8 protein-coding genes are annotated in these 15,070 nt (G+C 60.6%); all 8 read right to left on the bottom strand.

From position 1 onward, the window contains the following. Positions 1–263: 263 nt before the first annotated feature. The 8 genes from ACLH0I_RS08735 to flgH all read right to left on the bottom strand — a co-directional run bounded on the left by ACLH0I_RS08735 (position 264) and on the right by flgH (position 15,040). On the bottom strand, positions 264–1,190 hold the full coding sequence (locus tag ACLH0I_RS08735) for a ketoacyl-ACP synthase III (protein WP_411387478.1): 927 nt from the start codon (positions 1,188–1,190) through the stop codon (positions 264–266). 409 nt (positions 1,191–1,599) lie between these two features. Beyond that, entirely contained in the window at positions 1,600–4,494 is a 2,895-nt protein-coding gene (locus ACLH0I_RS08730; protein ID WP_411386812.1) for a TIGR00180 family glycosyltransferase, read from the bottom strand. Between the two features lie 62 nt (positions 4,495–4,556). Then, on the bottom strand, positions 4,557–8,144 hold the full coding sequence (locus ACLH0I_RS08725) for a glycosyltransferase (protein ID WP_411387477.1): 3,588 nt from the start codon (positions 8,142–8,144) through the stop codon (positions 4,557–4,559). Positions 8,145–8,253: 109 nt separating this feature from the next. Then, a complete protein-coding gene (locus tag ACLH0I_RS08720; protein WP_411386811.1) occupies positions 8,254–9,819 on the bottom strand; it encodes a flagellar hook-associated protein 3 in 1,566 nt (521 codons plus the stop codon). Between the two features lie 13 nt (positions 9,820–9,832). Then, positions 9,833–11,899 carry a flagellar hook-associated protein FlgK gene (flgK, locus tag ACLH0I_RS08715; protein WP_411386810.1) on the bottom strand — a complete coding sequence of 689 codons (2,067 nt, stop codon included), beginning with the start codon at positions 11,897–11,899 and terminating at the stop codon, positions 9,833–9,835. Positions 11,900–11,909: 10 nt separating this feature from the next. Continuing rightward, on the bottom strand, positions 11,910–13,217 hold the full coding sequence (gene flgJ, locus ACLH0I_RS08710) for a flagellar assembly peptidoglycan hydrolase FlgJ (RefSeq protein ID WP_411386809.1): 1,308 nt from the start codon (positions 13,215–13,217) through the stop codon (positions 11,910–11,912). Positions 13,218–13,228: 11 nt separating this feature from the next. Beyond that, a complete protein-coding gene (locus ACLH0I_RS08705) occupies positions 13,229–14,299 on the bottom strand; it encodes a flagellar basal body P-ring protein FlgI (RefSeq protein WP_161798353.1) in 1,071 nt (356 codons plus the stop codon). Positions 14,300–14,344: 45 nt separating this feature from the next. Further along, on the bottom strand, positions 14,345–15,040 hold the full coding sequence (flgH, locus tag ACLH0I_RS08700) for a flagellar basal body L-ring protein FlgH (RefSeq protein WP_411386808.1): 696 nt from the start codon (positions 15,038–15,040) through the stop codon (positions 14,345–14,347). Positions 15,041–15,070: the final 30 nt, after the last annotated feature.

Genomic DNA, 15,070 nt, shown 5'->3' with positions numbered 1-15,070 from the left:
GGTTGGGTACTGCGGCTTCCGGCCCTTGGCAACCGCCGGGGTGTGGCCTAGAGAACCTTCGTAATAGTTATCGTCGGATTAGGAACTTGCTTGAGGGCTTTTTTCAAAAAATTTGCTAGCAGACTGCCACCCCTTGCAAAACAAGGCTTTAGCGGCGAGTAAAAGCCCGAAAAATGGCGTCAAGAAAGCGCAGGAGAGAGGTGCGGGCAAAAAAATAGCGCCACAGGCCAGCCTGAAGCGCTATCGAGAAGAACGTGAATGGGTCAATCGCGATACAGAATCGCCGAGCCCCACGACAGGCCCACACCAAAACCACTGATTGCCACGCGCTTCCAGTCAGCATCCAGGACGTGCTTTTCCAGCAGCAGCGGAATGCTCGACGACACGGTATTGCCGGTCTCGACCATGTCCTTGATGAACTTCTCAGGCTCGCCCTCGAAACGCCGCGCCACGGCATCGACAATTGCCGCACTGCCCTGGTGGATGCAGAACGCATCGATGTCACTGGGTTGCAACGACGACTCGGCCAGCAGTTCGTGCAAATGAGCCGGTACTTTCAGCAAAGCGAAGTTGAACACCTGACGACCGTTCATGAAAAACACTCCGTCGCTGACCTTCAGGTGCGGCGCACCGGAACCGTCGGTGCCGAACTTGGCCTTGCCCAACTGCCAGCTGGCGTCTTCGGCCATCCAAGTGGCGGTGGCGGCATCGCCGAACAGCATGGTGGTGTTGCGGTCCTCAGGGTCGACGATTTTCGAATACGGATCGGCGGTGACCAGCAACCCGTTCTTCAGCCCTGCGGCCTCCATGAACCCTTTCAGGGCGTAGATGCCGTATACGTAGCCCGAGCAGCCCAGCGAGATATCGAACGCCGCCACATGGGTCGGCAGGCCGAGCTTGTCCTGCACGATGGCGGCCGTGTGCGGCAGCCCCTCTTCGTCACCGTTCTGAGTGACGACGATCAGCGCGTCGATGGATTCACGCGACAACTGCGGATTGTTGGCGAACAGTGCGTTCACTGCTTCGACACACAGGTCCGAGGTTTCCTGGTCAGCGTCTTTGCGCGGCAGGAACGCTGAACCAATCTTGCCGAGGATGAATTCTTCATCCTTCTCGAATTTGGCACCCTGAGCGTAGTTATCCACACCAGCGGTCGGCACATAACTCGCTATGCTTTTTATGCCAATCATCATGGCTTCCCGATCATGTACTGCGACTAGGTTCACCCCCAAAAGCTCAGGGGGCGCTTCAAAATGGTTGATTTCCAAGGGCGGACGCCTTGTCAGGCGAACGGACAGGCCTCCACTCCGGGGAATACAATACAGTGAAGATGCACTTTATGACCTATGCGTCACGCCGTTTTGTTCTGGAGGGGCATTTTTTCATGACAAACGAAGCCGTGTCATTTCCCACAAAGGGATTGGACACCGGAAAGAAATCTCGGGGATGGCAGCGTAATACGGGAACGAAGCCGGCAGGTTTTCACCTGCCGGCTTCGTCAATGAAAGCCCCGCAAGGCGATGAATGTTGTTCACTCAAGGCAATCGCCACAATGATCAGGCCAGTCTTGAGTGGACAGCATTACCGCAAGGCGACAGGTTAGTTCAGCAAGCCGGTCCAGGGTACGTTGCGCACCGGTCCCAGAGCGAAACCCGCGCCCTGCAACGCCAGGTTGCCGTTGTAGAACCGATCCTGGGCGAATGCCCCGGCCCACTTCTCACGCAGTGCCGTAAGCGCTTCAGGCGTACTCGCCAGCACACCGGGCTGGATCACCTGCACATGCGGCGTCCACACCGTCAAATAACCGGCCTGGTCAACTCTCAGGCAGAGGTCGACGTCACCCAGGGCATCGTCGAACAGTCCTGTATCAATGCCGTCAGCCGCTTCGAACAGTTGCTTGGAGATCATCAGGCAGGCGAAAGAAACCGCCGAACAGTTCTGCTCGACCACCAGCCTGTTCATGTAGCCCCTGGCGGTCTTCGGCTCGCCGATGAAGGCCGAGCCGACTTCGTCATTCAGACCCAGGATCAGGCCGGCCTGGGTGATGCGCCCATCACGTTCGACCAGCTTGGCGCCGACCACGCCCACTTCCGGACGCAACGCCTGATTGAGCAGCGATTCGATCCAGTTGACGTTGACCACTTCGCTGTCGGCTGCCAGTGTCACCAGATAGTCGCCCTTGGCCTCCTGGCTGGCAGCGTTGATCAAAGTCCCCGTCGCGACGCCCGCGTCGATATTCAATAACCGAACGCGACTGGCCTGGTGCCCCTGGCCATCGAGCCAGGTGCGCAGTACGGAATGGTTTTCCGTCCCGGTGGGGACCAGTACTTCGTAGCGCTGATATCGGGTGCGCTGCAGTACGCTGAGCAGGCAACGTTGTAGCGTCGTCAGATCGCCAATACCGTGCAGGATGATCGACACCTGGGGGCGCTCGGCAAAGCGGTAGTCGATTTTGTGCGTGCCCGGCACAACTGCACTCACGTCAGCTTGATAACCACGAACCGCCAGGTGACGCAGCAAGGTCTTGCGCTCGTCGGCATTGTCTTCCACTGGCGCCGCCTGGCAAGTCAGCAGAGGCTCATCCAAGTGGGCAAGCCCCTCCAGGCCGTCCTGCTCGATCAAACGCAACAGCAGGTCGAACTCCAGCGCATTTTTGAACTCGCGCGAATAACCGCCGAGCTTTACCAACGTCTCGCGGCGTACCAGCCAATGACGGGCCATCAAGGCCGGGGCGTTTTGCAGCAAGTCAAGGTTGAACCCTGGCCGGAAGACATTGGCCAGCGTCCCGTCGGGCTGGCGCTGGAACTCGTCCATTGCCACGGCCTGGCACTGCGGTGCGGCCAGCAGTTCCACACTCGCGCGAAACAGGCCGCTGGGTGTCAATTCATCGCCGGCCTCGACCATGACCATCCAATCGCAATCGCTTTGACTGACAACCTGGTTGATTTTGTCGACGTAATTGCTTTCGTTGACTTTGACGAAATGCAGGACGCTTTGTGGCGTGGTCTCGCTCGGCAGGTCACCCGTGGTGAACACAACAATCTTGAACATCCGGCAATAGCCATTGATCACGCTGTCGAAGGTGGCCTGCATCTTGAAGATGTCGGCTTCCAGATCCAGGATCAAAATGCCAAACGTCGGCCCCCCGTTGCGAGCAGCCAGGTACTTCGACACTTTCTGGGCTTCACTGGCGCTCGGTTCACGCGCCTCGAGCCAGCGCAGCAATTGACCGGAGCGCGTGGCGTCGAACAACCTCGCGGTATTTTCAAATGCCGCTGCCTTGAGCCGTTGTTCCCAGGCCTGAATCATTTGCACGTAGCGCGTGTCACCCTTTGCCTGCATGACCTCATGCAGTTGCTTTACCAGATCCTGGTTGAAGGCATAGCTCAGGAAAGCCCTCGCCAGTTGTTGATCAAGCGGCTCGGCGCTGGTGTTGCGCTGGGGACGAGTCAGCTCCTTCTGCTTGAGCATGACGGCTTCGAGCTCCTTCAACTGCACCTGCCCGCTTGGCGCCGCATGAAGCAGGAATTCCAGCGCGGTGAGCACGTCAAAAAAAGACTGGTTATAGAACGGCAACTCAACGTATTGCGTCGGTTCGAAACGCCGAACCGGTTCGCCACGCCGCGAATCCCAGATCGACTCGAACAGTTTTCCGGGCTGCGGCACCGAACGCTCGTCCAGCTTCTTGACAATGGCCTTGGCCTGTTCCCGCGCCGTGGTGTCCGTGCCGAAGGCACTGGCCAAGGCCGTGGCAAAACGTTCCTGTTCAGCGACCGCACGCAAGTCCACGGAGCCAGGCGCCGTGGTGACCGAGCCCTGCGGCTTCGCCACGCGACTGCGCTCCTGCACACCATAGGGGACGTCCAGCAAGCGAACTCGTGCAGCGGCTACCAATCCATAGGAATGGCCGGCCTCCTGCAGCCGAGAATCAAAACCGCCGGGCAACGAAGCGTTGCTGTGCCGCAGGGTCTCGGTGCGGGTGACGGCATTCACCAGCGACGGGCAATCCTCGGCAAACATGGCCAGCCGGGCTTCGGCCGATAGGCCGGAATAATCCTCGCAGCCCTTGCGATCGAGCACGTAATAATCGACACGGTCGGCATGGGCCTCGAATGCCAGGCTGTAGCCTTGGCAGGCACCGTATTCTGCGTGTGCTTCGAGGAAACTCACCGCTTGTTCGAGCGCTTGGGGCAGCAGGAAACTCTCGGCATCGGCAATCGCCAGGTAAGGCGTGGCGACTCGCTCGACAGCCTGGCGAACCTTGTCGCCGAAACCAATGGCCGTGGGCGCATACAAATATTGCACTTCAGGGAACGCTGCCGGGATATCCGCAGCGATCTGGCTCGATGAGTCGATCACCAGCACCGCGAACGAACTGTCGCGGTAGTGGCGCAACGCCCGCCGCAGGGCAGTCGGCTGGTCATGAGCGAGCAGCACCAGGGTAAACCGTTCATTCAATGGCGCAGTCGATCCTGTTGGGGCATTGCTTTGCATATTCGTTCCTTAACGAGTGGGGGTCGCATCGGCGATACCGGGAGTTTCGCGGTTGAAACTCATCAATCCGGTAGCCAACCATTGGCCCAGTACTGCAGGTTATCGCCGCGCAAGATAAAGTCGCGCAGCACCACTTCACGTAATTCGTCGCCCATCCGGTAACTGGCAATCGGATCCGCCAGGTGCATGCGGATGGCCTCCAGCCATTCTTCGGTGCTGTTGGTGAGGACCCGGGTACAAGGCAGGTGCCCCCGGTAAGCCTCGGTATCCGAACAGATGACCGGATAGCCGCACGCACCGTATTCCAGCAGGCGAAGGTTGCTTTTGCAGTCGTTGAATATATGAAATTCCAGCGGCGCCAAGGCCAGGTCGAGATTCAGGCTGGCCAGCTTCGCCGGATAATCCGCCAGGCTCACGCCTGGGTGAAACTCATGGATATAGGGCTTGAGCAAATCCGGACACATGCCGAAGAAAACCCATTCGACTTCGTCGGCCAATTCCCGAACGACATCGACAATAAGCTCCAGGTCGCCACGGTGGCTGGTGCCGCCCCCCCAACCGATACGCGGCTTGCTGGAGGTTGCACGCCGGCTTCTGAGTTGGTTCCACAGGCTGGCAGCCAGCATGTTCGGCACCACGCGGATATCGTGGTGCATGCTCGACAAGACGTCCGCCAGCGGATGGGTGGACACCACGACCCGATCACACAGGGCGATCCCTCGGCGCAACATGTCATCAAGGTTGTCCGGCATGTTGCGGCGGTGTTCGTTTTTTTCCGGGACCCGGGAGATGTAGTCATCCAATTCATAGATGCGCATGGCGTTGGAGTAAGTCTTGACTTGAGTGATGTCCTTGAACTTACTCACGTTATAGCGACCCTGAAGGATGACCACATCCGGTGACTGGCGCTCGATGTCGATGATCGAGGGCGTATCGTAGGCCACACGCCCCACGACTCGACCCGCCGCTTCCAGTTCGAACAACGGTTGGCTGACCCGGTAATGCCCCACCGCCGAGGTATTGACCGCCATCCCGAGGATCGAAGGGACGTTGCGGGTGATCAACGGATTCCAGCCGGTGCGGGGTCCGGGCTCAAGACTGAAGCTTTTCCCGGTCAGGCTCAGGTTACGGTTGTAGGCAGGATCGTTGGCGATCTTGGGCAACCAGCGCTGATAGAATGCCTCTTGTTCGTGCTCCAGCCGCTGCTTCCACGCAGGATCAGCACTGGTTTCCACGCCGGACGCGGACGCCAGCACGACATCACTGTGAGGCGTGGTGACGATCAGGTAGCCGTTTTTACCGACCTGCTGGCAGAGCTCCAGCGAGTTGATCCGCTGTATCGTAATGCTCTGATCGAACCCGCCCACTTCCTTCAGAACCTGCTTGCGTATCAACAGGCAGTGATCACCGACGGCGCTCCAGTTCTGCACCGTCTGCAAGCGTTGCATGTAGCCGCCCGATGTCACCGATTCGTTGACGAAAGCCCTGCCCGCCAACCCACCCATTCCCATGATCACGCCGGAGTCGATGACTCGGCCTTGCAGGTTGAGTGTACGAGGGCCGACGATGCCGACCTCAGGACGTTGACCCTGATTGAGCAGTTCGTCCAGCCAGGCGGCCTCAAGCACGATGCAATTGGGGCTGAGCAACAACAGGTATTCGCCGCGGGCCTGTTGCGCGGCGAAGTTGCGGATCACCGCTTCGCTGGCACTTTCGGAATGCGCGAATATGCGCAACTTTTCACTGCCCAGCTCGGCCATTGCCCGCAGCCAATGCTGCAACTCGGCATCTTCACTGGCGTTATCGACAATGATGATTTCGTAGTGTGGATACGCAGTCGTACTGATCAGGCTGTTGACGCAACGCTCCAGCGCGCCCAGGCCATCCTTGACGCTGATGATGATCGACACCAGGGGGCGCTCGGCGAACAGGTATTCAATGCGCGGAATCAACGCCAGCAGCGGCCCAGGGTGCAGCTGGTGCGGCACGCCAATACGCTGTAGATGAGCGCCAATCAATTCGGCGTTTCGCTCGATGACTTTCGGCAACGACAGCCATTGGGCGAACGAAAACGTCGACTCGACCTGGACTTCCGGAATGTGGCCAATGACCTGCGGCCCATCCGTTTCCACCAGCCGCCAGATCAAGTCATGGGGTGCCAGCTCGCCCAGGCTCGGATCGAATCCACCCGAGGCCAGGAATCGGGCACGCTCGAAAGCCAGTGTCCGACCGACATAGGGATAACCGCGCATCAGGTCGAGATTGAAGTCGGGCTTGAAGATCGGCTCCACCGCCTTGTCATCCACCAGCGCACCTTCATCGCTGTAGAGGCAGGCAGCAGCCGGCGAGCTGACAATCCGATCGGCCATGATCAGCAGCGCTGACTCGGTCAAGCGATCGCCGGCTCGCAGCAGGTAGAACCAGTCGGCACCGTCCAGTTGAGGCAACAGCCCGTTGAGCTGCTGCGCCCAGTCCGCCTGCAGGCCAAGGCGCAGGACGTGATTGTCCACAGCCTGGCGACCATTGGACAACAGCAGCACCGATTCGCAGGCATAGGCTTGGGCAGCGATACTCTGCAGGGTAATGTCCAACGCATAAGGATCGTCCTGCTCGTCGATGATGACGGGAACGATCTTCGGTCGATAAGCCCAGCGGGCGATCTGCCGGGACAAGACTTGCTTGCGCGATGGACTGAAACGGCGACAGGCCAACCACTGCGGGTAGAGGTCTGCGTAGCTCTCGATGTCAGTGCCGACTTGCGAGTTGATGATGCCCTGCCGATTCGCAATGACCGCGTAGGCGTTGAGTTCTTCCCATTCGGGCGCCCCAGGCTCCCTGGGCTGCCCCAGTGGCTGGTAACGCACCCAGCCGCTGGCGGGCGCCGGATCGCCACTGCGCTGGGCGAGCATTTCCTTGAGCCAAGTCATCTCCACCGTGGCCGCCTCGAGCATCTTGGCCTGACGCGCCAGGCGATCCGGATGCAAGCGCTGGCCGCTTCCCTCGGCGAACAGTTGAACCAGGTGACCCCGGCGCAACAGGCAGATGAACAAGGCAAAATCGAGGACCGCCTCGAAGCCTTCGCCAGGCCGCGCCAGCGCCGGCAACAAGGCCTCGACATCGGCGCGGCGCATCAACGCGCCACTCAAACCGCCGAGAAGTTGACGGGCGCTCTTTTCAAAATACGCCAGCATGTCGGTACCGTTGAACAACGCATCGAACTGCGTGATGCCAGTGTTTTCAAGGCGGACCGGCAAGGCATAGTTATCGACATCGATTAGATGATGCCTGTTGATCACCAGCGATACGTGCGCATGCTCCTGCAGGATGGCCGCCTGTTGACTGACGCAGAACGCCAGCAACTGGTCGTCATCGCACAGAAACTTGATGAACTCGCCCCGGGACTCTTCCAGACAGCGCAACAGGTTCTGCTGGAACCCCAGCCGAGTCGGGTTGCGCAGGTAACGCACCTCAACCTTGGCGTTCGCGCCAAGCTCCTGGACAATCTGCTCGATGCCATCGGTGCGGCAATCGTCGCAGATGACAATCTCCAGGTTCTCGTAGGTCTGCTCGAGCGCGCTTAGCAAGGCGAGGCGGAAAAAGCGTGGGCGGTACGCGGGGATGGCAATGCTGACAAGAGGAGCTGATTTCACACGCATGGCTCTCAACCGGTGGGCGCCAACTCGGGCGAGAGCAGGACGTCCTGAATCGTATTAGGAACGGGTCAGGGACCGCTTATAGCGTCACGGTCCCGGCCCTGAATCACACTTTATTGAACAGGCCCAATTGAGCGATCTTGCTGAACGCCAACTGCGACGCTTGAAGCATAGTCTGCTGCAAAGTCAGGCGCGTCATCACTTCGGCCGGGTCGGAGTCACGTATCGCCGACTGGGTCTGCGAGTTGGCCAGGACAAAGCTTTGATTGGTATCGCTTTGGGTATCGAGCGACTGGCCGCGACCACCGACTGAACTCAGTGCACTGGTCAAGTGGTCGGTACCACTGGCCAGGTTACCGATCGCCGAAGCCAGTGACGCATTCAGTTTCTGGATGGCGATGTTGTCGCCATTGGCCGGCGTATTCAAAGCAGTGCGCAACTGGTTGACGGTGTCCAGGATGTTCTGCGTCTCGTGGGTATTGACCGCGATGCTGAACTGATCGTTGGCCGCCGGCGCGCCATTGAGTGTGAAACTCACACCCGATGCGGTGGCGACGTTGCCTGCAAGGGTACCGCTGGAGACGGGTTTGCTGTCCGCGGTCAGTGGCGCGGCGTACAGGTCGAAGTCCGTGGCACTGGTAAACTTCAGTACTGCCGAGCTCGTCGGGAAGCTGGCGTGGTAGGCCGCTGGATCGGTAATTGCGCTGCCCGTGATTTGGGTCGCGGTGGTGTTGCCAGGGCTGCGAGCCGGTGTGAACGAATCAGGTTTGGCGGCCAGGGTGAAGGTATGGCCGGGCAAGATCGTGCCGGCAACATCACCCGCATGAAGGTTGACGTTCAAGGTCAAGTCGACGCCGCGAAAGCTCACGGTCTGGCCGGCCTGGCTGTTGGGATCAATAGTCCCGCCCTTGCTGGCTTCGGCAGTCACATCGTTGCCGCCCGAGTCGGTGATTTTCAACTGGGTGCCGCTGACGAATTCCACCGTGTACGGCTCGCCACCGCGGAACTGGCTGTTGTAACTGACGCTGGACGAGACTTGGCCGTTGGTCAGCACTACGCGACCATCATCCACCGCAGGCGCGGTCATGGTGACTTGGGTGCGACTGGTGTTGACCGCTTGCTGGAACACTTCCCAGCCAGTGCTGTTGGTGGCCATCGACATGGTGTCGCCAATCGGCAGGTCCAGGGTGACCTGGTCGCCGTTGTAGCTGTAGGTGCCGTCATCGTTGCGGGTGAACGGTACGACATCGCCCTTGGAGCCGGCAAAGATGTATTTGCCGTTTTCATCCTTGGTGTTCATCAGGCTCAGCAGTTGATCTTCGATCGAGCCCAATTCCGAGGCGACCGCTTGACGGTCTGCGTCGGTGTAGGCTGCGTTGCCGGCACTCACGGCCAATTCCTTGGCGCGCTGCAGCACGTTGCCGATGCTGGTCATGACCGCTTCGGTGGTCCCCAGGGTGGCCTTGATGGTGGTGACGTTGGCCTCGTACTGGGACAGCATCGAAGCCTGGTTGCCCAGTTGCAGCAAGCGCGAAGCGCCCACCGGATCATCGGCGGCGGTGTTCACGCGCACCAGGCTGCTGGCTTCCTCGCTGGTCTTGACCACCTTGGCGAAGTTCTTCTGGTAGTTCGCAGCCGTGCTTTCGTAAAACTGGGAAGTGGAAATACGCATGGGCTACGGCTCCTTAAAGGCTGTTGATCAATGTGCTGAAAATTTGTTGCGCAGCCTTGATGATCTGCGAAGACGCGGTGTAGTACTGCTGGAACTTGACCAGGTTGCCGGTTTCTTCATCCAGGTCCACACCCGACAACGAGTCGCGGGCATTCTTGGCATTGTCCAGGATCGCACCGGTGGCAGCGCTGTCGAGCTTGCCCTGGGCGGCCTTGGCACCGACCCCTTCCACCAGTTTGCCGTAGGCATCGTTCAGGGAAATGCCTTTGCTGGCGGAGTCGGTGTCGACGGTCTTGGCGGTCTGCAAGCCGGCCAGGATCGTACCGTTACGGTTGTCCAGGCTGCCGGGCTGGCTGAGGCTGATGTTGATACCTGAACCTTCGGACGGCGCTCCGGCGATGGACATGTCGAACGTGACGGTGCGCTGCACCGGCGGTACGGACGAATCCAGGATCGGGGCACCGGTGGCATCCTTGAGCGGAACACTCAAGTTCAGGGTGTTGCTCTGGCCGGGCTTGATCGTGCCGCTACTGATCAAGCCGCCCTGGGCATCGAGCAGCCGGTAGGCCTGGCTGGTGCCATCAGTCGAGGCCGCGCCGAACACCACCTTGACCGGCATGGAATTCTTGATGCCGTTCTGGATGATGCTGGTGGTGGCTTCGTCGTAGATGTCCAGCTTCGTGGTCATGGTCGGCTGGCCGCTGGCCGGAATCGTCAGCGTACCGCTGCCGCCCGGCGTGATGGCGGCGCCCAGCGGGGCAGCAATCGCCAGCCGCTTGGAGTCGGTCATCTCGGTCTTGATGCTGTCCGCCGCGTTGCGGGTCGGGGTGATCTTGAACGAATCGCCGGCGGCCGCGGTGCCATTGGCGAAGGTCAGCGAGAAGCCATCGACGACCGGCGCTGGCGTGGTCGTCGTGCTGAATGCGCCCAGGGAGGTGTTATCAGGCAGGCGCTGTACGGTGTAGTTGGTGCCGCTGGTGAAGGTGATCTTGTAGTCGTTGGTGGTCAGCTTGCCGGTGTCTTCGATGGACACGTTGAAGTTGCCGGAGCCTGCGCTGTTGCCCAGCGAGGCGACGCTGCGCTGGCTCATCTGCGCGGCGCTGTTGATGCTGCTGAACAGGTTGGAACCAAACGCACCGTTCTTGTCGATGCCCGAGGCCTGGATGCTGTTCATCTGATCGGCGACAACCAGTGCCACGCGGCCCAGCTCGTTCATGGCCGGGTCGAGCACGGTGCTGCGGTAGCGCATCAGGCCACCGATCTCGCCACCGGTCATCACCTGGGTGAGGTCCATGACGCTGGAGCCGCTGTTGAGCTGGATGCCAATGCGCCCCGGATCGTTCTTGTCCGGCACCGCTTCGAGTTTATTGGTGATGTTGCCCATCACCAGCGGCTGGCCGGAACCGAGGTAGATGTCCAGGCTGCTGCCGTTCTCGACGATCTGGGTGCCGGTGAAGGTCGACAGTTGGCGAATGGTTTCGCTGCGTGCGTCGAGCAAATCGTTCGGCGCGCCACCAGAATTGGAGACTTCGGCGATTTTCTTGTTCAGCTGGGCGACGGTGGTGGCCAGGCTGTTGATCTGGTCGACCATGTTCGACAGGTTGCCGTTGATGTTGTCGTTCTGCGCGGTCAGCTGGCTGGCAACCGAGTTGAAACGGTTGCTCAAGGCCTGGGCATCGCTGAGCAGCAACTGGCGGGACGCATCGTCGCCCGGCTTGGCGTTGACGTTCTGCACCGAGGCGAAAAACTTGGTCAGCGCGCCGTTGAGGCCGGTGCCGCTGTCCGACAGCAGCGAGTCAAGCGGCGTGATCTGCCCTTGGTAGGCCGCCGCATCGCTGTTGAGCGAGGTGGTGGTCTTCAGTTGCGCTTCAAGATACGAGTTATACACCCGGCGCACATCGGCCAGGGTCGTGCCGGAACCGATGAACACGTTGCCGTACTGGTTCGACGCCTTGGTGGTCTGCACGGTCTGCTGACGCGAATACCCGGCGGTATCGACGTTGGCGATGTTGTTACCCGTGGTCACCAGTGCGGTCTGGCTTGCGGACAGACCCGACATCCCGATATTGAGCAAACTCATGGTTCAGACCTTATAAAGTCGTGGTGGCACCAGCCGATGCGTAGTTCTGGTAACTCGTCATCTGCCGGGCTATGTTCGAAATCTTGCTGGCGTAGTTCGGGTCGGTGGCGTAACCGGCCTTCTGCAACTCGCGTACAAACTGTTCCGGTTTATCGGCCGACTTCAGCACTTCTTGATAGCGGCTGTTGCTTTGCAGCAGATTGACCAAGTCATGGAAACTGTCGCGGTACGAGGCGTAGGAACGGAACTCGGCCGTCTCCTTGACCATCTCGCCATTGCGGAATTCGCTGGTGATCGCCCGCGCCGAATCGCCCTTCCAATTGGCGCTGGCCTTGATGCCGAACAGGTTGTGGCTGCTGCTGCCATCGGGCTGGCGCATGACCGATTTGCCCCAACCGGTTTCCAAGGCGGCCTGGGCCACCAGGTAACGTGGGTCGACACCGATGCGGTCGGCGGCTTCCTTGGCCATCGGCAGCATGGCATTGACGAATTCATCGGCATCGCGGAAGGCCTTGCGCGCTGGCGCCAGCGGTGGCTGGGCCACGGCGCGACCATAGACCTGCATGTCGCCTTTGGGCTCGGACGCCTTGAGCGCGGCCAGCCAGTCGCCATTGGCCAGTTCGCCGGTGGCCGGCTTGACCGCGGCGATGGCGCGATCCGGCAGCAGGTTCTGCGCAGGGGCATCGGCATTGGCCGCTGCCGAAGGTACCAGCCCGGCGAGCAGGCGGTCAGCCAGTTTCGGTGGCAGGGCCAGGCGCCGCTGGTTGAGCAGTTCCATGTCGTTACGGTGGACGCCCTCGGCCCCTTGCGGTGCATTTACGGCCCGCGAAGCCCACAACGGACGCTGGCCACTGGTACGCGACAACGGCCCATCGGTAGGCAGGGTCCCGGCCGCCACTGGCGTCGGCACTGGTGCCTTGGTGACATTGTCCTGCGCTTCTTGCTGCTTGGCAGCCGACAATGTCGCCGCCTCGCCGGACACCAACGGCTTGTTCTTCGACATCTGGCGCAACAGCACATCGGCCAGGCCGATACCACCGCCTTCGCGGGACATGGAAACGGCCAACTGCTGGTCGTACATTTCCTGGTATTGCTTGGCTTCCGGCGTGTTCATCGGATTGTCCTTGCCCAGGGCCTCGGTGGCCGAACGCATGGACTTGAGCATTTCGCCGAGGAACAGCGACTCGAATTCCTGCGCCACTTTGCGCAGGTTGCCTTCGCTGTTCTTGTCGCCGACCTTGAGCTGGTTCAGGCGATTCAGGTCCGAGTAGGACCCCGAATCCCCGCTGATCAAGGCGCCTTTGCGCATATCCACCATGACCGCTTTCCTTAAATCACGATCAGGTCGGCTTGCAACGCGCCGGCCTGCTTCAAGGCTTCAAGAATGGCCATCAAGTCGCCCGGCGCCGCGCCGACCTGGTTCACCGCCCGAACGATTTCATCCAGGGTCGTGCCCGGGCCGAACTTGAACATCGGCTTGGCTTCCTGTTCGGCATTGACCCGCGAACGCGGGACCACGGCGGTCTGGCCGTTGGACAATGGCCCCGGTTGGCTGACGATCGGGTCTTCGGTGATGGTCACGGTCAAGCTGCCGTGGGTCACGGCGGCCGGGGAAACCTTGACGTTCTGGCCGATCACGATGGTGCCGGTGCGCGAGTTGATGATGACTTTCGCCACCGCCTGGCCCGGATCGACTTCGAGGTTTTCCAGGATCGACAGGTAGTCGACGCGCTGGCTCGGATCCAGTGGCGCGGTGACGCGGATCGAACCGCCGTCGATGGCCTGGGCCACGCCTGGGCCGAGCATGTCGTTGATCTTGTCGACGATGCGCTTGGCCGTGGTGAAATCGGAACGGTTGAGGTTCAGTGTCAGGCTGTTGCCCTGGTTGAAACCGCTCGGCACCGCACGCTCCACCGACGCACCACCCGGGATGCGACCGGCCGACGGAACGTTGACGGTGATCTTCGAACCGTCGCGACCCTCGGCATCGAAACCGCCCACCACCAGGTTGCCCTGGGCGATGGCGTAGACGTTACCGTCGATCCCCTTGAGCGGCGTCAGCAACAAGGTGCCGCCACGCAGGCTCTTGGAGTTACCGATCGACGAAACGGTGATGTCCACCTGCTGGCCGGGCTTGGCGAACGCCGGCAGATCGGCACTGATCGACACCGCCGCGACGTTCTTCAACTGCACGTTGCCGGAGCCGGCCGGCACCTTGATGCCGAACTGCGACAGCATGTTGTTGAACGTCTGCAGGGTGAACGGGGTCTGGGTGGTCTGGTCACCGGTGCCGTTCAGGCCCACGACCAGGCCGTAGCCGATCAACTGGTTGGAACGCACGCCGGAAATGCTGGCGATGTCCTTCAGACGCTCGGCTTGAGCGGTGAAGGCTGCCGACATCACCAGGGCACCGATCAACAGCTGTTTAAGATTCAACTGGGCCACCTAGAAAGGGAACTTCGGGCTGAGGAAGAAACGGTCGAACCAACCTGGCTGACTCGCATCGGCAAAGGCACCAGTGCCCGAATAGGTGATGCGCGCATCGGCCACGCGGGTCGATGGGACAGTGTTGTCGGTGGAAATATCATCGGCGCGAACCATGCCGGCGATGCGCACCAGCTCATCACCCGTGTTGAGGGTCAGCCACTTCTCGCCGCGCACGGCGATGATGCCGTTGGGCAACACATCGGCGACGGTCACGGTGATCGAGCCGGTCAGGCTGTTGCTCTGGCCGGACTGGCTGTCGCCCTTGGTGGCACGGTCGGAACCGTAGCCGGCGTTGAGACTCAGGTCGCCGCCACCGATCGGGTTGTTGGTGGTCAGGCTGGAGCCGAACAGCGAGGTGAGGCCGACGCTGGTCTGGCTGGTCTTGTCGATCTGCGCGTTGGCGTTCTTGCTGGCCTGGGTCCGCTCGTTCAGGGTGATGGTGATGATGTCACCGACCCGGAAGGCCTTGCGGTCGCTATACAGGTTCTGCTCGAAGCCGGCCTGGTAGATCGAGCCATTGTTGGCGGCAGCCGGCAACGGCGTGCGCGGCAACACCGGAGCGTAGTACGGGTCATTGGGCCGTGGCGTTGGCGCAACACAGCCCGCGAGTGCGGTAATCCCACTCAGTGCCAGAACAGATACGAAGCGTTTCATGACCCTACCTCTTGGTGTTGCAGGCGACCC

It is taken from the genome of Pseudomonas sp. MPB03, assembly GCF_046605385.1.
GTDB classification, from domain to species: Bacteria; Pseudomonadota; Gammaproteobacteria; order Pseudomonadales; family Pseudomonadaceae; genus Aquipseudomonas; species Aquipseudomonas zanjanensis.
The sequence above is the reverse complement of the archived record's forward strand: the minus strand, read 5'-3'. Positions and strand labels throughout refer to the sequence as shown.

What these genes read in the sequence shown, in the direction of transcription:
- ACLH0I_RS08735 (WP_411387478.1), bottom strand. Translation starts at nt 1,190, where the DNA reads ATGATTGGCATAAAAAGCATAGCGAGTTATGTGCCGACCGCTGGTGTG.
- ACLH0I_RS08730 (WP_411386812.1), bottom strand. Translation starts at nt 4,494, where the DNA reads ATGCAAAGCAATGCCCCAACAGGATCGACTGCGCCATTGAATGAACGG.
- ACLH0I_RS08720 (WP_411386811.1), bottom strand. Translation starts at nt 9,819, where the DNA reads ATGCGTATTTCCACTTCCCAGTTTTACGAAAGCACGGCTGCGAACTAC.
- flgK (WP_411386810.1), bottom strand. Translation starts at nt 11,899, where the DNA reads ATGAGTTTGCTCAATATCGGGATGTCGGGTCTGTCCGCAAGCCAGACC.
- flgJ (WP_411386809.1), bottom strand. Translation starts at nt 13,217, where the DNA reads ATGGTGGATATGCGCAAAGGCGCCTTGATCAGCGGGGATTCGGGGTCC.
- ACLH0I_RS08705 (WP_161798353.1), bottom strand. Translation starts at nt 14,299, where the DNA reads ATGTCGGCAGCCTTCACCGCTCAAGCCGAGCGTCTGAAGGACATCGCC.
- flgH (WP_411386808.1), bottom strand. Translation starts at nt 15,040, where the DNA reads ATGAAACGCTTCGTATCTGTTCTGGCACTGAGTGGGATTACCGCACTC.